We start from the raw sequence: 19,526 nt of genomic DNA on the forward strand, positions 1-19,526 counted from the left end.
CAGGATCAAGGTCGCTGGCGCTCGCGGAGCGAAGGTGCTCGCCAGCGAGGGCCGCCAGACCAGACGCGTCGCCGCCGGACGTTCCGGGTTGGACGCGGTGATCCTCTCCTGGGCCTGCCTCCGGTCGGACAACGGCGCGAACTACATTCTGCTCAGCTACGGCTGCGGCTCGGATGACGCGGAAAAGTTCTGCGGCGGCGAGAGGGAGTGGTTCAGGCTCCTGGATGAGAAGGGCGCGCGGACCGACGCTGGCATGGCTCGGCAGGACAGCCGCTACGAGCAGCTCTACGAAAGACTCGGCGTGGCGGGATTGATGTCCGATGGCGTGTCATTGAGTTCCCTCCTTCCCACCGATTGATCAACCCGCCCTCCCCGACTCCTCGCCCGGCGCATCCACGAGCACGTTCAACGTGACGGGCACCGTGCGCTCCATCTCCTCGGGGTGGAGGCGGAACCACTTCGCCACGAGCAGCACCTCCTGGGCCTCGTGGGCGCGCAGGCCGATCATCCGGGGCTCCGGCCTCTCGAAGAGCTCACGCACCTGCTGCTCCAGCACGCGCTGCGCCTCGGGCGAGCCGGGCACCGCGAACTCCGCGCGCACGCTACCCCGGCGGATGACATAGACGCGGTCCTCTCCCGCCTCCCCGGGTACCGTGTAGACGAAGGACAGCCGCTCCACGAACTGGCCCACCCGCAGCAGCTCGTCCCGCACGCCCTCCAGTGACTCCGAGCGATCTCTCAGCTCGGCGGCGTACTCGAACTGCAAGCGCCGGGAGGCCAGCGTCATGCGCTCGCGCAGCAGGACGAGCGGCTGGTCCGTCAACCCATTCAGGAAGTCGCGCGCGAGCGAGCTGCGCGCCTGGTACTCGGCGCGCGTGCTGCCTCCCGCGCACGGAGCGATGCAGCGGCCCGTCTGTCCCCGCATGCAGCGTGGATCCTCCTGCACGCGGAACAGCTCGAATTGATCCGCCAGCCGCATGGGCGTGTCCGACGCGCAGTCGCGCAGCTCCAGCAAGTCACTCACCGCGCGCACCGCCTCGGTGGCGCGGTGCCGGCCGCGGATGGGCCCGAAGTACTCGGCCCCATCATGGATGACGTGGCTGGCCACCAGCAGCCGGGGCACCGGCTCGCGCGTGAGCTTGATGAAGCACAGCGAGTTGTCCCGCTTGTGCTCCACGTTGTACGGCGGCCGCCAGCGCTTGATGTGGCGGAACTCCTGCAGCAGGGCGGCGAACTCGCTCGGCGTGTACTCCCACTCCACGCCGTGCGCGTACCCGATGATCTCCGCCGCCTTGTCGCCCCGCTGCGCGCGGAAGTAGGACAGCAGCCGCGTGCGCACGCGCACGGACTTGCCCACGTAGAGCACCTCTCCCGAGGGCCCGCGCATGCGGTACACCCCGGGACGGTTCTCCGCGCGCGCGCGAACGTCCGCGCGCAGTTGTTCGACGCGTGATGCGCTCATGACCGAAGAGCGCACCTATAACGTGCTCCCTCAGCGCCTTCCGGCAGGCGGGAGGACGGGCCCTGGGCTCACTGGTCGTCGCACGGCGTGCCCAGGCGGGCGCCCGTGTACACGCCGAGCTCGTTGTAGATGAGCGGCATGTTCTCCTCGACGGGCACCGGGCGCAGCTCCGTCTTCTTCTTGTTCTCGATCCACAGCGAGGGCTGCTCCTTCTCCACGACGAGCCGCAGCTCGCCCCGCTTCGTCGAGAAGATCTCCCCCTTCGAGTCGGAGACCACGTCCTTCATCTTCTGCACCTGGAGGTTGCCCTTGGGCCCGATGGAGACGCGGAAGTTGCGCTCCTCCTCCTTCTTGAAGCCCCGCTCCACCAGGTAATAGCGCCCCTTCTGATCGCGCAGCAGCGCGTAGGGCACGTACTTCTGGGGGTTGGGCTCGAAGGTGGCCTTGGACACCAGCGTCTCCTTCTGCTCCCCGTCGACCCAGGTGAACGGGATGGTGCGCTCGCCACAGCGCACCGCGCAGGTCTTCTTCTCCGCGTCCACCTCCACCTCCGAGTACAGGCCCATGTCGAGCCCCCGGAACGAGTGGTTCATCGTCTTGTGGTAGAAGCGCGGCTCCAGGAAGAAGTGGCCGTTGAGGACCCAGGGCGGCGAGGCGACCTCGACGAAGCGCTGGCCGTCTCCGTAGGCCAGTTGCACGGTGTGCGTCTCGCCGGGCCGCACGAGCACGTAGTGCCCCTTGCCATCCGCGCACACGTGGGTCTTCTCCAGTTGCATCCTCGCGGCGAGCTTCTCGCCCTGGCCCTGGGTGGACTCGAGCGTGTCCAGGAAAGCCTTCGTGGCGAACTCCTCCTGGTTGGACGCGTCCTTGGCCGTCGTCCACGTGAGCCGGCCCGACTCCACCTTCACGGCCGGCGCGTCCCCGAAGCGGCAGCTCGCCTCCTTGATTCGCATCTGCACCACCTTCTTCGCCTCGGCCGACGCGCACAGCTTGCGCAGCGAATCGAGCGGAGCCTCGCAGTAGGAGGCGATGCTGTACTCCTTGATCAGCTCGTCCGGGATGCTCGCCCACTCCACGAGCCCCACCGTCTGCGAGCCGCACGCCTCGTTCATGCTCTTCACCGACTTGGCGAGCTCGCGCTCGACTTGCGCCTCCTCGCCCTTGCGATCGAAGGCCATCAGGCGGGTGAGCAGCCCCTGCGACTTCTGCTTCTGATGCAGCGCGTACACGTCCTCGCCCTTGAGCGCGCGGGTGCGCGCGTCATCGAAGGTCACCGCGGTGTCGTCGCGCCGGCCCGGCACGTTCACGTAGTAGTTCCGCCGCGAGCCCGAGACGAGCAGGTACAGGGTGACATAGCGGCGGCCATGCCACTGGGTGACGTAGCGCACGTCCTGGCCGGACGTCTCCACGTCGTAGGGGAGCACCTTGCCGTCGAGCTCACTGTCGGTGCCCTGCACGAGGACGATGGCCTTCTTGTCGTCCGCGGGCGAGAGCGGGATCGCCGTCACCAACTCGCCGTTCGGGCCGGCGAACACCTTGCCCGGCTCCACGGGCGCGGCGGCCCGGGCAGAACCTGCTTCCAATACCGCGACCACGGCCAACATCGCCACGATGACTCTCACGTCTGTCTCCTGTGGGGTAAGGCGCCAGGGGAGGAGTCCCGGCTGGCGCGGGTGCTCGGAAATCGATGGATTGTTACCGCGGCGCCTCCGGGAGCGGCTTGCTCACGGGAGCCGGCGCGGAGGGCCGCTCGGGTGGGGCGGGAGGCCTCAGGGTGGGCTCGGTCGCCACCTCGGAGGGAAGGGGCGGCGCGGACAGCGCGAGGTGCTCGGAGTAAGTGCGCACGGCGGACGGCGGCGTGTGCGCGGAGGACGCGGGCGCGGTGCCGACGGGCGACGTCACGGGGGTGGGAGGCGGCGACCGCATCAACCACGCGGCGGCCGAGAAACCCACCACCAGGACCGCCCAGCCCACGCCCACGGCCCACCTCGGCACCGGTCGGGCCCGGCGGATTTCCCCGGGAGGATTTTCAGGACGCTCGGAGGCACTCTCGGGTGGCACGGGAGCCGTGAAGAGCGCCGTCCTCGCGGGCACGAGCGTGGGCTCCTCCCCCTCCCCGTCCCCGCGGGAACGGCCCGTTGCCGCCGTCACCGCCGCCATTCTCGGGTTGGAGGGCATGAACACCCTGGGCATCGCGGTCCTGGACAGGGACAGGAGCGGCCTTCCCGTCAGCTCATGGATGAAGGCCGCGACATCCGCGTGACGGTCCCGCGCGCTCTTCGCCAGGGCGCGCCCCACCGCGGAGAGCACGTGCTCGGGCAGCCCGGGGCGCAGGCGCAGGAGGGGCTCGGGTTGCGAGTGGATGATGCGGTGGAGCACCTGGTGGATGCCGTTGTCCTCTCCCTCGAACGGAGATCGGCCCGACAGCATCTCGTACACGATGCACCCGAGCGCGAAGAGATCCGTGCGCGCGTCCACCGTGCTGTTCCTGCCCATGGCCTGCTCGGGCGCCATGTACTGGGGCGTGCCCATCAGCACCGAGTCCCGCGTCTGGATCGTCTGGGAGTCGAGCATCTTCGAGATGCCGAAATCGAGCAGCTTCACCCGCGTGCCCGCGCTGCCCCCCAGGTCCAAGGGGACGAGCCACACGTTGGCGGGCTTGAGGTCCCGGTGCACGACCCCCGCGCGGTGGGCCGCCACGAGCCCCGAGCCGATCTGCCGCGTGAGGGACATCATCTCCTCGATCGCCAGGGGGCCGCGCGCCAGCCGTTGTTCGAGGCTCTCACCGCGCAGGTACTCCATCACCAGGAAGGGGGTGCCGTCCTCCAGGGTGTCGAAGTCGAGCACCTCGACGATGTTCGGATGGCCGAGCCGCGAGGCGATCTCCGCCTCCCGGCGGAAGCGCGCGTACTGCTCCGGGGAGAGGTCCGCCCCGCCGCGCAGCACCTTGACGGCGATCTGCTTGCTGGGAAGCCGGCGATGGCGCGCGAGGTAGACGGCGCCCATGCCCCCCTTGCCGAGCAACGAGGTGATTTCATACGTGCCTCGCAGCACCGAGCCCACGCGCACGTCATTGGCAGCAGGTTGGGTCATGGAAGGAACGCGGACCCGCCCCAGGGCTCGCTCCCCGGAGACTTAGCCCGCCTGCGTCCCGCTTCGCCAGTCGACCCTCCGGCGCGCGCTCAGGCCAATGCCCAGCAGGAGCACCAGCGCCTGGGAGGCCTGGACATGGAAGAGCGGATCATGCAGCAGGGACAGCAGGCAGAAGAACCCGAGCACCCCGAGCGCGCCCAGTCCCTCGGGGCGACCCCGGGGCAGGCGCCAGCCGAGCCAGCCGAGCAGCGCCACGAAGAGCAGCGCCCCCGGCACGCCCGTCTCGGCGGCCATGCTGAGGTACTGGTTGTGGGACTTGCCGGGGTGCTCGCGGGCCTGCTCGGGCATGTCCGGGGTGGCGTACTTCTTCGCCTGGAAGCGCCCCGGGCCCACCCCCGTCACCGGGTGTTGACGCAGCGCGCGCAGGCCCGTCTCCCGCAGCGCCGGCCGGTTGCCCGAACCCGACTCGGTGCCACTGTCGAGGAAGCGCTCGCGCAGGGGCCGGTTGAGTGCCAGCGCGAGCACGGCGAGTGTCAGCACGGCGGCGCACGTGGGCAGCGCCACTCGCCGGGGCAGGCCGAGCAGCACCACCCCGCCCATCACCGCCACCAGCGCCACGCTGCCCGCGCGGGCATAGGGAAAGAGGCCCACGGAGACGAGCCCCACGCCCGCCACCGCCAGCGCCGCCCATTGCCGCCGCCCCCGCAGGCGCAGGCCCACGCCCAGGGCGAAGACCGCCGCCATGCCCCCGATGTGGGAGAACTTCAGCCGGTGGAAGAGCAGCCCTCCGGCCATGAAGCGGTGCTCCGCGCCGACGACGGGCTCGTAGACCCGATCGAAGGGCAGGCGCGTCCAGGCCAGGGGGGCCCAGGCCTCCAGCGGGGGCCACACACCGAAGTGCTGGAGCCCCGCCACCGCGCACGACACGAGGAACAGCCCGCCCACGACCCACGCGAGCCGCATCCGCCGCGCGTCCGACAGGAAGCCGAAGGCCACCGCCGCCACGGGGATGCCCACGAAGTCCAGGAGGCGCGCCACGCCCGTGCCGCTCGGCGGGTGTCCGGCCAGCGAGGGGACGAGCAGCGACCAGGCGAGGAACACGACGAGCGGCACCCAGGCGCGCACGGCGCCGCGCACCGTGACGCCCTCCTGACGGGCCACCACGAGCGCTCCCAACGCGGTGCCCGCGAGCCCCACCGCCGCGAGGCCCTCCAGGAAGAGGCACCCCACGCCCCAGAGGAGCATGAAGAAGAGCAACGCGCGCTCGAGCACGTCCCGGCGCACGTTCACCCCGCCCCCTTGCCCAGGCGGCCCTCGCCGCGCAACCACAGCAGGGCCGCGGCCACGACGAGCAGGGCGACGGGGAACCACGCCGCCAGCACGGGCGACAGCCGCTCGGAGAGCACCAGCGTCCGGGCCACCACCATCAGGCCCCACATGATCACCGAGATGAGCAACCCCTCGACGAGCGCCACCGTCAGGTTGCCCTTGCGTCCCGGCCGCAGCGCCAGGCCCACCGCCAAGAGCGCCGCGGGCAGGCCCGCCAGCGGATAGGCGAAGCGGTTGTGGAGCACGAGCGAGAACTGCCGCGTCGCCAGTCCCACCTCCCCGCGCGCGGAGATCTGCTCGCGCAGCACCGGCACCCGCATCTGCTCGGGCCGGCCCGGACGGATGCGGAAGGTCCTCGCGCTGGCGCCCAGGTCGTACTCCACCTCGTCCAGCTCGCGCACCGAGGACTGGCCGTCGCGCGTGAAGGAGCGCTCCACCACGCCCTCCAGCTTCCAGCGCGTGCCCTCCACGGGATGCATGCTCCGGGCATCCACGCGCCGCTCGAGCCGGAAATCCGGCGTCACGGTGAGGATGGCCACGTCCACGAAGCCCTCCTGCGCGCTGCCGCTGCGCAGGTAGAAGATGTGGTCTCCCCGGCGGAACCACTGCTTGGGCGTGTGGTACATGCCCCAGTCGCCCCAGCGGTTGAAGCGCTGGGTGGTGATCTCATCCACGCGGATGCCCGCGGGCACCACCACCCACTCGTCGAAGGCGATGAGCCCCACGCACGCCAGCGCCACGCACACCCCCACGGGCAGGTAGAGGGCCTTGGGACCGAAGGACAAGGCGCGCATCGCCGTCACCTCGCCGCGCTTGCGCAGCGAGGACACCGCCGCCCCGGCCGCGAGCAGCAGCGCCGCCGGCCCGAGCTGCTGCACGGAGAGCAGCGCCTTGTTCGCGTACAGCACGACGACGCTCCACACCCAGCCCTCGCCGGTGTACATGCGCGAGCGGTCCACGAAGTCCACCACCAGGAACACCGTGACCAGGGCACAGAGGATACCCACCGCGAAGCCCACGTACGTGCGGGCCACGTAGCGGAAGAGCGTGGCGCTCACCGCACCGTCCCCGAGCGGTTGACGCGGTAGAGGGCCACGGCGCCCACCGCGCAGAAGATGAGGTTGGTGAGCTGGCCCGCCAGCGGCATCGGCAGCCGTCCCTGCTGGCCCATCTGCTCGAAGACCCGCGTGAGCAGGTAGAAGAGCACGTAGCCGGCCAGCGTGAGCAGGAACCCCCAGGCGCGTCCGCCCTGTCGGCGACCGATGGCCAGCGGCGTGCCCAGCAGCGCGAAGGACAGCGGCGCGAGCGCGTTGCCCAACCGGGTGTACAGCGCCATGCGGAAGGGCCGGGGATCGCCCCCCGTGCGCTCGGCCTCTTCCGCGGCCTCCAGCAACTCGACCGGGGTGAGCTCTTCCTTGGGCGAGCGGAAGCGATTGCGCCGACCCATCCTGCCCTCCACGCCCACGGCGATCTCCGCCTTCTCGAAGGTGATGACGGAGTAGGACGCCTCGCCGCGGTTGGTCCGGTGCGCCTCGCCGTCGCCGAGCACCAGCGTGAGCACCTGCCCGGCGGTGCTCGTGTTCACCTGGCCCTGGCGCGCGAGCATCAGCAGCGGCGCGGACGGCTCCCGGTCATCGTGCAGCAGCACGTGCGTCCACTGGTGCTCCCCTCCCTCCTCCACCTGCTCGGCGTAGAGGGTAAGGTTGGAGAGGTCCTCGTAGAAGACGCCGGGCTTCACGTCGCCCACGACGTTCTTCTTGATGATCTCCGCGACGAACTCCTTCACGCTGGTGAGCCCCCAGGGCTCGGCGGTGCAGGTGATGAGCAGCATCAGCGCGGAGAGCACGGTGCCGATGAACAGGGGCCCGGCGATCAGCCGCACCGGACCGATGCCGAGCGCCTGCAGGGCGGTGATCTCCCTGTCCTCCGACAGGCGGCCCAGCCCCAGGAGGATGGCCAGCAGGAAGGCGATGGGCAGCGCCATCACCAGGAAGTGGGGCGACAGGTAGACGAGCAGCCACCCCATGTCCCCGAGCGTCACCGCCGAGCCGAGGAGCACATCCGTGCCGCGCAGGAACTGCATGACGAACAGCAGGAGGAAGAGGAAGGCCACCCACACCACCAGGGGGATGACCAGCTCCTTCAGCAGGTAGCGCGAGAGCAGGTTCACGGCGTCACGGCGGGCGCGCCAAGCCCCTTGGCTCCGATGTCCCGGCGGAAGTGCATGCCCTCGAAGCGGATGCGCTCCACGGCGGCGTAGGCGTGGGCACGCGCCTGGGCGAGATCCGTGCCCCGCGCGCACACGGTGAGCACCCGGCCTCCCGCCGTCCGCCACTCACCGTCCACGCCCGCGACGAACACCGGGCAGTCGGAGGCGACCGTGTCGACCCCCTCGATGCGCGCTCCCTTCCGGGGCGCTTCCGGATAGCCCTCGGCGGCGAGCACCACGCCCACCGAGGCGCCGGGATGCACCGCGAGCACCCGCGGCTCCAGCTTGCCCCGCGCGCACGCGTCCAGCAGCGGCAGCACGTCCTCGGCCAGCTGCATCATCAACACCTGCGTCTCGGGGTCGCCGAAGCGCGCGTTGAACTCCAGCACCTTGGGGCCGCGCGGGGTGAGCATCAGCCCCGCGTACAGCGCGCCCCGGAAGGGCGTGCCCCGCCGCCTCAGCGTCGCCAGCGTCGGAGCGATCACCTGCTCACCCACCTCGGCGAGTTGCCCGGGGGTCAGGAAGGGCGCGGGAGCGTACGCGCCCATGCCTCCCGTGTTGGGGCCCGTGTCCCCTTCTCCCACGCGCTTGTGATCCTGCGCGGGAGGCAGGAGCACGTAGCGCTCGCCGTCGCACATGGCGATGACGGACACCTCCTCGCCCTCGAGCAGTTCCTCCAGCACCAGCCGCTGGCCGGCGCTGCCCATGGCGCCCACCGCCCGCACCGCCTCGCGCGCGGCCTCGGCATCGTGCGCCACGATGACGCCCTTGCCCGCGGCCAGCCCATCCGCCTTGACGACGATGCGGCCCTGCGCCACCGCATGGGCCTCGGCCTCGGCCAGATCGGTGAACACGCGGTAGTCCGCGGTGGGCACGCCCGCCTCCACCATGATCTCCTTGGCGAAGGCCTTGGAGCCCTCGACGCGCGCGGCGGCCTCCACCGGCCCGAAGCATGGGATGCCCGCCACGGCGAGCGCGTCCGCCACGCCCGCCACCAGCGGCGCCTCGGGACCCACCACCACCAGATCCACCGCTTCGCGGCGGGCGAACGCCACCACCGCGGTGGGATCCTGCGCGTCCAGCGGCACGTTGGTGCCCACGCGAGAAGTGCCCACGTTGCCGGGTCCCACCCACAGCTTCGTGAGCCGTGGACTCTGGGACAGCTTCCAGGCGAGCGCGTGCTCGCGCGCGCCGGAGCCGAGGAGAAGAACCTTCACGTCAACCTCGTTTGTCGATCAGGTAGAGCACGCGCTTGGCGGGCAGGTACGAGGGATCGATCCCCAACAGCCGGACCAGGCGCTCGCGCACCGGGCCGGGACTGGAGGGGGCCTCCAACTCGCCCAGCTTCACCTCGGCCGCGTACAGCTTCGGGGCGAGCGCCACCGCCTCGCGCAGGGACTTGCGGGCGGGCTCCACCTGCTTGGAGTTGATCAGCACGAGCCCCTGGACGTAGTGGGCGAGCGCCACCTGTCGCCCTCCCGCCACCGCGCGCGCGGCATGTCCCTTGGCGTCGTCCGCGCTCTTGCGGTCCCTGCGGGCCATGGCGAGCAGCGCGCGGAAGGAGGACGCTTGAGCATTGCTGGCGTCCACGTCGGACACCTTCTTGAACATCTTCTCCGCGGCCGCGCCTTCACCCTGGTGGTAGCGCAAGAGCCCCTCGTAGAGGAAGGGCAACAGGTCGTCATCCCCGCGGGCGATTCCCGCGATGGAGCCATCCAGGCCCTGGATGAGCTCTCCGGGGCGCTGGTAGAAGGGCGTGAGGACGGGCCTCGGGGCGACCCGGTGGGGATCTCCCAGCAGCGCCTGGGCGAGCACCCGGAAGGCCTCTTCCCGGCGTCCGTCCTGGGCGGCGGCCACTCCCGCGAGCAGCAGGGCGTCCGTGTGGCGCGGATCCAGCTTCGCGGCCTCGGTGAAGAGCGTCATCGCCTCGGCGGGCTTGCGCTCGAGCAGCCGCAGGCGACCCTCGAGGATCTTCTCCAGGGCGGGCTCGCCCAGGTGACCCTTGAGGATGGCCAGGTGGCTGGTGGCCTCGGCGGCATCCTTGCGCGCCAGGGACACGAAGAAGAGCTGGAGGTGGACCGCGGGGTTGTTCTTCTCCAGTTGCAGGGCCTCGCGGCCGGCCTTGGCCGAGGCATCCAGGTTGTTGGCCAGGCGCTCGGTGATGGACAGGTGCAGCAGCAGCTCCGCGACCTGGCGCTGATCGTACTTGTCGCGGTTGTCCAGCATGCCGCGCAGGGCTTTCAACGCGGCCTGGAGGGAGCCCTCGGCCTGGTAGCGCATCACCGCGCTCGCCAGGAGCGTCTGGAAGTCGTTCGGGGCGGCCTTGAGCCGGGTCTCGTAGAGCTGACGCGCCAGCTGCGGCTCACCCACCTCGAGGTAGATGCGCACCAGGGTGCTGATCGTCTCCCAATGCTCCGGATCCTGCTCGAGCCGCTTCTGCAGGCGGCCGATCGCCGCCGAGTAGTCTCCCGAGGACTCATCCAACAGCGCCCGGTAGTAGTGCACCCGCTCCAGCTCCGAGGAGATGGCCAGCGCGGACTCGAAATGCTCGATGGCCAGCTCGCGGGAGGACGCCATGAAGGTGCGGCCCATCACCAGATGGGCCTCGGCCTTCTGCACCCCGGTGCCCTCCTTGGTATCGGCGAGCACGTCCTCGGCGATCTTGCGCGCCTGCTCCAGGTTCCCCGAGTCCTCGGGGTGGGCCAGCAGCAGGTTGGCGTGGGCGACGCGCAGATCGGCGTTGCCCGGGTCGCGCTGCTCCGCGGCCTCGATGAGCGAGCGCGCTTCCTGGAAGCTCGTGTCGTCCATCAGGGAGCCACGCCCCAGCGCGAGCGCCTGGACATAGCCGCCAATGGCCGCGTCACTCCTGGGATCCGCCAGCAGCGCGCGCTGGAACAGCTCCGCCGCTTGCGCATAGGCGAAGCGTTGATCCTTGGCGAGCAGGGCCTGGCCCTCCTCGAGCAATCGCTGGCTGTCGCCCTCCTTGCTGTCGCTGTCCACGAACAACAGCTGCCAGCGCGGCAACACGGCCGCCACCGCGGGAGGCAACGGTTCCGAAGGGTCCTGCTTCTTGGGGGCCGACCCCGACCCCGACCCCGCCGCGGCCAGTGGCTTCTCCACCAGCGTCTTCACGTCGGGAGAGAGGAAGTACGCGGCCGCGCCGGCGCCAGCGAGCAACAGCACCACCACCGCGGCCACCAGCGGACCCTTGCTCCGACCACTGGAGGCCGACACGGCCACGCCCGTGCGCGCAGCCGCGGCGCGCGCGGCGCTTCGAGGCTCGGGAGGCAACGGGGGAGCGGCGGGAATGGAACGCCCCGCCTCGGGCATGGACGAGTCCATGGGCGGCAGGTCAATCACCTCGACGGAGGGTGCCGCCTCCTGCGCGGACTGGGGCTCGGGATTCTGGCCCCGGTGCCGGCAGTCCTCGCACGCGCCGAGCGCCTGATCGAAGGGATCCACGAGCGGCTTGCCACACTCACGGCACCCCTTGGCCACCGGAGTGGGAGCGGGTGCCGGTGCTGCAAACGGAGCGGGCCTGGCGGGCGCGGCGGGGGGCGCGGCGTCGGGGGCAGCCCCGAAGAAGTCGAGGAGGGGATCTCCCCCGGCCGCGGGCGCGGGCGCCTCCGCGGGGGGAGGCGCGTCGAAGCCCGGAGGAGCGTTGAAGTCGAACAGGGCGTCGTCCGATGGCTCCGGAGCGGGCTGCGGCGCTGCTCTGGCCTGAGCGGCCGGCCGGGCAGGAGGAGGCGGCGCGGGGGGAGGCGCGTCGAAGCCCGGAGGAGCGTTGAAGTCGAACAGGGCGTCGTCCGACGGCGCCGGGAAGGCGGGGGCGGCCGGCGCGGCCTCCTGCCTGGCCTGCACGGCGGGCTTGGGGGCGGGCCTCGTCGGAGGTGGAGCGGACGCGGGAGGAGGCGGCTCGGGCTCGTCGAACAGCAGGTCTCCCGAGGGCAGCGAGTAGCTCGGAGTGTGCTGCCGGCCCTCATCCTCGGCCTCGAGCGTCGGATTGGACGGCGAGGACTGGGTGAGTTCCCCGATGTCTCCGAACAGCGAGTCCTTGGAGGCGGGCGGAAAGGGCGACGGCGGAGGTCCGTCGGAGGGCGAGACATCATCCAGCAGGGAGTCCGTGGGGATCTCACCCGTCGGAGGGGAGAGCTGGCTCAGGTCGCCAAACAGCTCGTCGGACAGGGTCGCGGGACGCGCCGAAGCCGCCGGCCTGGCGGCAGAGGGCTTGGCGGCTGCGGCGGCGGGCTTGGCGGCTGCGGCGGCGGGTTTCGCGGCGGCGGCGGCGGGCTTGGCGGCAGCAGCGGCGGGTTTCGCGGCGGCGGCGGCGGGTTTCGCGGCGGCGGCGGCGGCGGGTTTGGCGACTGCGGCGGCGGCGGGTTTGGCGACTGCGGCGGCGGCGGGTTTCGCGGCTGCGGCGGCGGGCTTGGCGGCAGCAGCGGCGGGTTTCGCGGCTGCTGGCTTGGCGGCTGGAGCCGGCTCCGGGGCGGGCTCCGCGGAAGACGCGGACTCCTCTCGCTTCACCAACTGCAAATGGCGGCAGCGTGGGCACTGCGCACGCACGCCCTTGGGGGTGATGACCCGGTCATCGATGGCGTAGGCCGCCGCGCATTTTTGGCAGGTAATCCGCATGAGGGCTCAGTGCCGGAAGTGTCTCACTCCCGTGAGAACCATTGCCATGCCATGTTCATCCGCGGCGGCAATCAATTCCGCGTCGCGCACCGAGCCCCCGGGCTGCACCACGCAGGTGGCTCCGGCACGGGCCGCCTCGTCGAGCCCGTCGCGGAAGGGGAAGAAGGCGTCCGAGGCCACGGCACTGCCCTTGAGGGCCTCGCCGCCTCGCGCGGTGGCGATCTTCGCCGAGTCCACGCGGCTCGTCTGTCCGCCGCCCGCGGCCAACAGCTTCTGGCCGTTGGAGAAGACGATGGCGTTGCTCTTCACGTGCTTGCACACCCGCCAGGCGAAGCGCAGGGCCTTCTCCTCCTCCGGGGTAGGCGCCCGCTTGCTGACCACCTTCCACTCCAGCGGCGGCTCCACCGCGTCCCGGTCGTGCACCACGAGGCCACCGGACACGCTGCGCGCCTCGAGCTGCGCCCGGGGGCGGGCCGTGGGCGAGGCCAGCGCGGGCCCCGCCTCCAGCAGGCGCAGGTTCTTCTTGGCCGCGAGCAACTGCAGGGCCTCGGCCGAGTAGGACGGGGCGATGACGGCCTCGAGGAAGGTCTCCGCCAGGGCCTCGGCGCATGCCCGGTCCACCTCGCGGTTGAGCGCCACGATGCCACCGAAGGCGGACACCTCGTCGATGGCGCGCGCCGTGCGGTAGGCCGTCACCAGCGAGCCATCCAGCGCCACGCCGCAGGGCGTGTTGTGCTTGATGATGACCGCGCAGGGCTGCTCGGGGAACTCCAGCACCAGCCCCAGCGCCGCATCCAGGTCCAGGATGTTGTTGTAGGACAGCTCCTTGCCCTGGAGGACGCGCGAGAAGGCCACGGTGGGCTCGGCGGGCGCGGCGTGCTCGCGGTAGAAGGCACCGCGCTGGTGCGGGTTCTCCCCGTAGCGCAGGCTCTGCACCTTCTGGTACGTGAGCGACAGCTCCTGGGGAAAGGGCTCGGTGGCCTGCTCCCCCAGCCAGCCCGCGATGGAGGCGTCATAGGCGGCCGTGTGCGCGAACGCCTTGCGCATGAGCCGCCGGCGCGTCTGCTCGCTCGTGGCGCGAGACGCCTCGAGCTCGGACAGCACGGCCGGGTAGTCCTCGGGGTCCACCACCACCGTCACGTGGCGGAAGTTCTTGGCCGAGGCGCGCACCATGGCCGGTCCGCCGATGTCGATCTGCTCGATGACGTCGGCCTCGGGGGCGCCGGAGGCCACCGTCTGGCGGAAGGGGTAGAGGTTGACCGCCACGAGCGAGATGGGCGCGATGCCATGAGCGGCCATCTCCGCGCGATCCTCCTCCAGCTCCAGCCGTCCGAGGATGCCACCGTGGATGCGGGGGTGGAGCGTCTTCACCCGGCCGCCGAGGATCTCCGGGCTCTGGGTGTGCTCGGACACCTTCCGGGCGGGAACACCCGCCGCTTGGAGCGCCGCGAGCGTGCCTCCGGTGGACAGCAGCTCGAAACCGAGCCGAACGAGTCCTTGAGCGAAGGGAACCAGACCGCGTTTATCGGAGACGCTGAGGAGAGCCAGCACGGGTTTGCGTGCCTCCGCCTAGAGGGAGAAGGCGTCCCTCTAGCAACCACCCCCCGGGGTGTCAACGAAGCGACCGGCCCCCCTTGGGGCGCCGTGCTTCCCAGTCGGCACCCTAGGGCTTGCGCGCGGAGACTGGCGGCTCGGCCTCGGTGGCCTCGCGCAGCTTCAGGAGACCGCGCGTCTCCACCTGGCGGATGCGCTCGCGGGTGAGGTTCATGATGGCCCCCACCTCCTCGAGCGTGATGCCACCCTTCTCCGCCACGTCCAGCGCGCAGGTATGCTCCAATTCCCAGATTTCCTTGTCCGGGAAGTTGAGCTTGATGGAGCCCGTCTCCGGGTTCACATCCAGGTACAGGTTGTGCTTACACGACACGAACAGGCACGGCCGGGCGCCGTTCACGCAGTCCGCCCGGGTCTTCGGCCGTTGCGAGTCGACGGCCTGGAGCAGATCGCTCTCCTCGGGGTCGACCTGACCCGTCAGGCGGCGGCGCCGCAGGTCGCGAGCCATCTCCTTGCGCGACATCGTCTTCGAGCGACGGCGCTCCGCCCCACCCTCCGCCTCCTCGGGCGCCTCCTCCTCCGGCCGCTGCTGCTTCACTTCAGACATGTCCCCTCCAAAGGATGAGTCCACTCTAACCCGTCCCCTGCCCTTCAGCCTATTGGGAATGCAGGTTTTCGTGCCTTCACGAGGGAGAACGCCGCTCCCGGAGCGTGATCAGCAGTGAACAGTCACACGCGCCCCGTCACGGCGAGCGGCCTCAACGCCCGGGCAGGCGGAAGCTCTTCATCGTCCGGCCGTTGGCGGTGATGGTGACCTTGGAGGAGTCGGAGTGGTTGGGGTGGACGAACTTCAACTGGTAGGTGCCCGGAACGAGCGACGTGCTCCAGGTGCCCTGGACCTCGCGCCTGACGAGCTTGCCGTCCAGGTAGACGTCGGCATACGGGATGGCCTGGACGACGAGTGTCCCCTTGGCCTTCACGGCGGGTGTGGCCTGTGGGGCCGCCTCGGACGGCTGGATTGGCACGGACGGCACCGGTGCTGTCGCCGGAGTGGACGGCGCGCCCGTGGCCGGTGCAGCGGCCACCACGGCTTCCTGGGCCGGAGGGGGCACCGGAGGAGCCTCCGCTCCAGCTCGGGGTGAGGACCCGGCCACCTCCTTATTATCAGGAGCAGCAGTGGGAGCAGGCACGGGCGCGGGAGCCCCCTCCGGGGACGGCGCGGTGGACGCTCTCCACATCAGCCCCCCACCCAGGAGCACGAGGACGCCCAGGCCCACCCCTCCGGCCAGGCGTCCGCGGCTCGAGCCCGGGAGCGGACGCGCCACCTCGCTGGCCTGTGCCGCCACGGCTGGTTCCGGAGCCTTCACCGCCGACGCCTCTGGAGAGGTCACACCCACCGGCGGCAGGGAGCGCGACTGCCTCACCGCGGGAAGCGGGGCCGCCGGGGTCGTCGGCGCCCGCGGGGAAGCGGCACTGGCCTTCGCCTCCTGCCCGCCCGGCACGTCACGGGTGAGGACGAGGGTGGGCGCGGACACCAGGGAGGCCTCGGGCTCGTCCCCCGGAGCGAGCCGCTGGGAGCCGGAGGACGGAGTGCTTCCCGGCATCACGGCGGTGGCTTCACGCGGGGCGGCGGGCGCGCTCCCGACCTGGGGCTCGGGCCCCCCCCTGGACGCGGACGGCGGCTCGGCACGCTCGGGCGCGGGCACGCCGGGCGCCACGGCGGTGCTGCCAGAACGATGGCGCTGGGAGCGGTCCTGCAGCACGGCCGGCGACAGCATGAACTGGGTGAGCGGCACGTCGAAGAGCCGCCGCACGAAGGTGCCCAGGTCCGTGTCGTCCACGCTGGTGGCGCCGCGCAGCACGCACTGGGCCAGCGCGCGCTCCAGCTCGCCGGCCGACTGGTAGCGCGCCGCCGGCTCGCGCTCCAGCGCGGTGCACACCACCTCGTTGAGGAGCTCCGGCACGTCCGGATTGAGCCGGGCCGGCGGCACGATGACGCTCTCCTGCACCGCCCGGAGCACGGCCACGTCCGACTCGCCGTCGAACAAGCGGCCTCCGGTGAGCATCTCCCAGAGCACCACGCCGAGCGCGAACACGTCCGTGCGCGCGTCCACCTCTTCCCCGCGCGCCTGCTCCGGGGCCATGTACGCGAACTTCCCCTTGAGCACGCCCGGCTGGGTGAGCTTGTTGCCCGCCTTGGCGATGCCGAAGTCGGTGAGCTTCACCGCCCCATCGAAGGACAGGAGCACGTTGTGCGGCGTGACGTCGCGGTGCACCAGCCCCAGCGTCTCGCCCTCCGGGGAGCGCGTGCGGTGCGCGTAGTGCAGCCCCGCCGCCACCTGGGAGCCGATGTACGCCACCAGCACCGGGGGGATGCGGATGCCCTTCTCCCGGCAGCGCTTGCGCAGGTTCCACAGCGAGGTGCCGCGCACGTACTCCATGGCCAGGTAGTACGAGTCCTCGTGCTTGTCGAAGTCGAAGATCTGCACCACGTTGGCGTGGTTGAGCCGCGAGGCCAGCCGCGCCTCCTGGATGAACATCCGCACGAAGCCCTCGTCGTCCGACAGGAACGAGCGCACGCGCTTGATGACGACTTCCTTCTCGAACCCCTCCGGCCCCCGGGCGGTGGCCAGGTAGATCTCCGCCATGCCCCCCTCGGCGAGCTTGCTCTTGACGACGTACTTGCCAATGGGGGTGCCTGCTTCGAGGGTCACGGCGGAGCGTCCCGGGGCTACGAGCTAGAACTTCACGACCACGGTGGTGTGTCGGTTGGGCTTCACCTCGACGCGCTCCGTGCGGCTCTCCTTGAGGTCCGGGTTCCAGAACCGGCACTCATACACGCCCGCGTTGAAGCTGACATCTCCACCGAGGGGCGTGCTGCCCAGGTTGCGCCCCCCACACGTCACCTCGGCCCAGGGCGTCACCGCGAAGCGCACCGTGCCCTTGCCCACGGGCGCGCGCTCCACCTGTGGGGACACGCGCGAATCGGGCTTGCGCGACTCGGGCTTGCGCGGCTCGGGCAGGGGCTCCAGCCGCAGGGACTCCTCCTGCGAGGGGCCCTGCCCCACCGTCACCTTCCGGGAGAGTTCCTGGTAGCGGGGCGCCCGCGCCAGCACGAGCAACTCCTGTCCCGGCGTGGCGGACACCACCACCGGCGACTTGTCGTACCGCGTGCCGTCCACCGTCAGCGCGGCCTGCGCGGGCGTCGCCTTCAAGGTGACCTGCACCAGGGCGGGCCTGGCGGGAGTGGGCTCGGCGGGAGTGGGCTCGGTAGGCACAGGTTCGGCGGGAGTGGGCTCGGCCGGCCGCGCCTGGGCCGCCACGGGAGCCGACGGAGTGGCGGGAGGAGGAACGGGCTCGGAGCGCAGGGCCCACACGCCTCCGAGCAACAACCCCACCAGCACCCCCGCGCCGATTCCCAGCACGGCGCGGCGGCGGGAGCGGGGCTCGGCGGGGACGGGTTGCCCCGGGACCCTCACCGCCGTGTCGGACACGGCCTCCGCCTCGGACTCCTCCCCGGAGGGCTCGCCCGGAGACCGGCGCAGATCCACCGTGCGCTTGCGCTCCAGCTCGGCGCGAGGGCTGCTCAGGGAGGCGCGCGGCGGGCGCGGCGGCACGGCGGCCGCGTCCGGGCGCGGCGCGGCCATCGTCTCGATGGAGGATCTCCCCGTCCGATCAGGCGACTTCGGTGCGCCCGAGGGTAATTGCGCGTCAGCTTCCTCCACGAGCACGTCCCCCAGCCGCGCTTCCTCGGCCAGGCGCGTGGCGTAGAGATCCTTCATGTAGGCCGCCAGGTGCGCCGTGGACGAGGGCTGCGGATAGGCGTCGAGCCACTGCTCCAGGGCCCGCTGCAGCTGCAGCGCCTCCGGGTAGCGATCACCCGGCTCGCGCTCCAGGGCCTTCATGACGAGGGGATCCAGATCCCTCGGCACGCGGGGGTTGACCTGCGAGGGCGGGAGCACCTTGCAATCGATCACCGCCTGCAGCGTGATGACGTCGTTGGAGCGCTTGAACAGCCGCGTCCCGGTGAGCAGCTCGTAGAGCACCACGCCCAGGGCGAAGATGTCGCTGCGGCGATCCACCTTCTCGCCCGCGGCCTGCTCCGGCGACATGTACGAGTACTTGCCCTTGAGCACGCCCGAGCGCGTCTCGGTGGCCTGGTCCGCCGCCTTGGCGATTCCGAAGTCCACCACCTTCGTGCGCCCATCGAACGTCAGCAGGATGTTCTGCGGGGAGATGTCCCGGTGGACGATGTTGAGCGGCTTGCCGTTCGCGTCCACCTTCTTGTGCGCATGGTCCAGGCCCGCGCACGCCTCGCTGAGCGCCCGGCACACGAAGGGCACGGGGATGAGCTGCCCGGAGCGCTCGGCGCGCTTCCACACCCGCCGCAGATCCTCTCCATGGATGTACTCCATGGCGATGAAGAAGCTGTCGTCCTGGGAGCCCAGATCGTAGATCTGCACGATGTGGGGGTGGTCGAGCCGCGCCGCGATGCGCGCCTCGTCCAGGAACATCTGGACGAATTCCTCGTTGTCCGCCAGGTGCGGGAGGATTCGCTTGATGACCAGCAGCCGATTCTGTCCCCGCTCACGCGCGAGGAAGATCTGCGCCATGCCGCCCGTGGCGATCCTCTTGAGGAGCTGGTATTTGCCGTAGCTCTCGATTGACACAGTGCGACATGCCCCCACGGCGGAGACCCAGGGGCGCGAGGCGCCCGGACACGAAGGGCCCCGAGCGTAAGCGGCCCGGCGCGGAGGGTCAAACCTCCTGTCATACTCTTCCCTGCCTACCCCCCACGGCGCGCGGGCGAGCGGACCTGGCGGGTCTCTCGCATGAGCGCCTCCAGGTCGTCCAGGTGCCGCTGCAACACGGGCATGAGCAGGGGGGCGGCATCCACCCGATCGAAGAGATCCAACACCCGGTCCACCTTGTGCTCGATCTCCGCGGCTCGGGCGGGGCTGATGCGGCGCAACAGCAGATCCACGCCCGCCTCCATGAGCACGCGCGCCACCGCGTCCCGGGACGCCAGGGGCTCGTCCTGCCGCCGCTGCCCCCCGCCCTTGATGACGCGCAGACCGCCAGCGGGCGAGCGCACCGGGGACGGCGCGCGACGACCGGACGGTTGCCCGGAAGTGGAATTGTCGTCGTGCTGTCGGGAACTCACGGATGCCTCCTGCTGCCGAGATGCCCCCAGGGTACTCAGCATGGGTTACCCTCCAATTTTCCGGTCAACCGCACAGACCGATCTGG

General features: G+C 71.0%; 14 protein-coding genes. 1 reads left to right on the forward strand and 13 read right to left on the reverse strand.

Annotation, left to right across the window (positions count from 1 at the left end; genetic code table 11):
- Positions 1-34: 34 nt before the first annotated feature.
- Positions 35-358 carry a hypothetical protein gene (locus D187_RS07695; RefSeq protein WP_043428889.1) on the forward strand — a complete coding sequence of 108 codons (324 nt, stop codon included), beginning with the start codon at positions 35-37 and terminating at the stop codon, positions 356-358.
- Here D187_RS07695 and D187_RS07700 read toward each other — a convergent pair whose 3' ends face one another.
- The 13 genes from D187_RS07700 to D187_RS07770 all read right to left on the reverse strand — a co-directional run bounded on the left by D187_RS07700 (position 359) and on the right by D187_RS07770 (position 19,440).
- Positions 359-1,462 carry a UvrB/UvrC motif-containing protein gene (locus tag D187_RS07700; RefSeq protein ID WP_020917855.1) on the reverse strand — a complete coding sequence of 368 codons (1,104 nt, stop codon included), beginning with the start codon at positions 1,460-1,462 and terminating at the stop codon, positions 359-361.
- 68 nt (positions 1,463-1,530) lie between these two features.
- Complete coding sequence (locus tag D187_RS57565) at positions 1,531-3,084, reverse strand: hypothetical protein (RefSeq protein WP_002630450.1); 1,554 nt, start codon at positions 3,082-3,084, stop codon at positions 1,531-1,533.
- 73 nt (positions 3,085-3,157) lie between these two features.
- Positions 3,158-4,555 carry a serine/threonine-protein kinase gene (locus tag D187_RS56960; protein WP_002630449.1) on the reverse strand — a complete coding sequence of 466 codons (1,398 nt, stop codon included), beginning with the start codon at positions 4,553-4,555 and terminating at the stop codon, positions 3,158-3,160.
- Positions 4,556-4,597: 42 nt separating this feature from the next.
- On the reverse strand, positions 4,598-5,845 hold the full coding sequence (locus tag D187_RS07720; RefSeq protein ID WP_002630448.1) for an O-antigen ligase family protein: 1,248 nt from the start codon (positions 5,843-5,845) through the stop codon (positions 4,598-4,600).
- On the reverse strand, positions 5,842-6,942 hold the full coding sequence (locus D187_RS07725; RefSeq protein ID WP_002630447.1) for an LptF/LptG family permease: 1,101 nt from the start codon (positions 6,940-6,942) through the stop codon (positions 5,842-5,844). Before D187_RS07725 ends, D187_RS07720 begins: the two co-directional genes overlap by 4 nt.
- Complete coding sequence (locus D187_RS07730) at positions 6,939-8,054, reverse strand: LptF/LptG family permease (protein ID WP_002630446.1); 1,116 nt, start codon at positions 8,052-8,054, stop codon at positions 6,939-6,941. The genes D187_RS07725 and D187_RS07730 overlap by 4 nt, the downstream gene beginning before the upstream one ends.
- Positions 8,051-9,310 (reverse strand): phosphoribosylamine--glycine ligase, encoded by a 1,260-nt coding sequence (gene purD, locus D187_RS07735; RefSeq protein WP_002630445.1) that lies wholly within the window; start codon positions 9,308-9,310, stop codon positions 8,051-8,053. The genes D187_RS07730 and purD overlap by 4 nt, the downstream gene beginning before the upstream one ends.
- Before the next feature lies 1 nt (position 9,311).
- Positions 9,312-12,725, reverse strand: a complete 3,414-nt coding sequence (locus tag D187_RS58680) for a tetratricopeptide repeat protein (protein WP_020917856.1) — start codon at positions 12,723-12,725, stop codon at positions 9,312-9,314.
- Positions 12,726-12,731: 6 nt separating this feature from the next.
- Positions 12,732-14,276, reverse strand: a complete 1,545-nt coding sequence (purH, locus tag D187_RS07750; RefSeq protein ID WP_002628182.1) for a bifunctional phosphoribosylaminoimidazolecarboxamide formyltransferase/IMP cyclohydrolase — start codon at positions 14,274-14,276, stop codon at positions 12,732-12,734.
- A 112-nt stretch (positions 14,277-14,388) separates the two neighbouring features.
- Complete coding sequence (locus D187_RS07755; protein ID WP_002628183.1) at positions 14,389-14,883, reverse strand: sigma factor-like helix-turn-helix DNA-binding protein; 495 nt, start codon at positions 14,881-14,883, stop codon at positions 14,389-14,391.
- A gap of 151 nt (positions 14,884-15,034) precedes the next feature.
- Positions 15,035-16,990, reverse strand: a complete 1,956-nt coding sequence (locus tag D187_RS07760) for a serine/threonine-protein kinase (protein ID WP_002628184.1) — start codon at positions 16,988-16,990, stop codon at positions 15,035-15,037.
- Between the two features lie 24 nt (positions 16,991-17,014).
- Entirely contained in the window at positions 17,015-18,946 is a 1,932-nt protein-coding gene (locus tag D187_RS07765; protein WP_002628185.1) for a serine/threonine protein kinase, read from the reverse strand.
- A 116-nt stretch (positions 18,947-19,062) separates the two neighbouring features.
- Positions 19,063-19,440, reverse strand: a complete 378-nt coding sequence (locus tag D187_RS07770) for a hypothetical protein (protein ID WP_245591643.1) — start codon at positions 19,438-19,440, stop codon at positions 19,063-19,065.
- Between the last annotated feature and the right edge of the window lie 86 nt (positions 19,441-19,526).

The organism is Cystobacter fuscus DSM 2262 (assembly GCF_000335475.2).
Lineage (GTDB): Bacteria > Myxococcota > Myxococcia > Myxococcales > Myxococcaceae > Cystobacter > Cystobacter fuscus.

Coding starts and splice junctions, on each gene's coding strand:
- D187_RS07700 (WP_020917855.1), bottom strand. CDS start 1,462: ATGAGCGCATCACGCGTCGAACAACTGCGCGCGGACGTTCGCGCGCGC.
- D187_RS58680 (WP_020917856.1), bottom strand. CDS start 12,725: ATGCGGATTACCTGCCAAAAATGCGCGGCGGCCTACGCCATCGATGAC.
- D187_RS56960 (WP_002630449.1), bottom strand. CDS start 4,555: ATGACCCAACCTGCTGCCAATGACGTGCGCGTGGGCTCGGTGCTGCGA.
- D187_RS07755 (WP_002628183.1), bottom strand. CDS start 14,883: ATGTCTGAAGTGAAGCAGCAGCGGCCGGAGGAGGAGGCGCCCGAGGAG.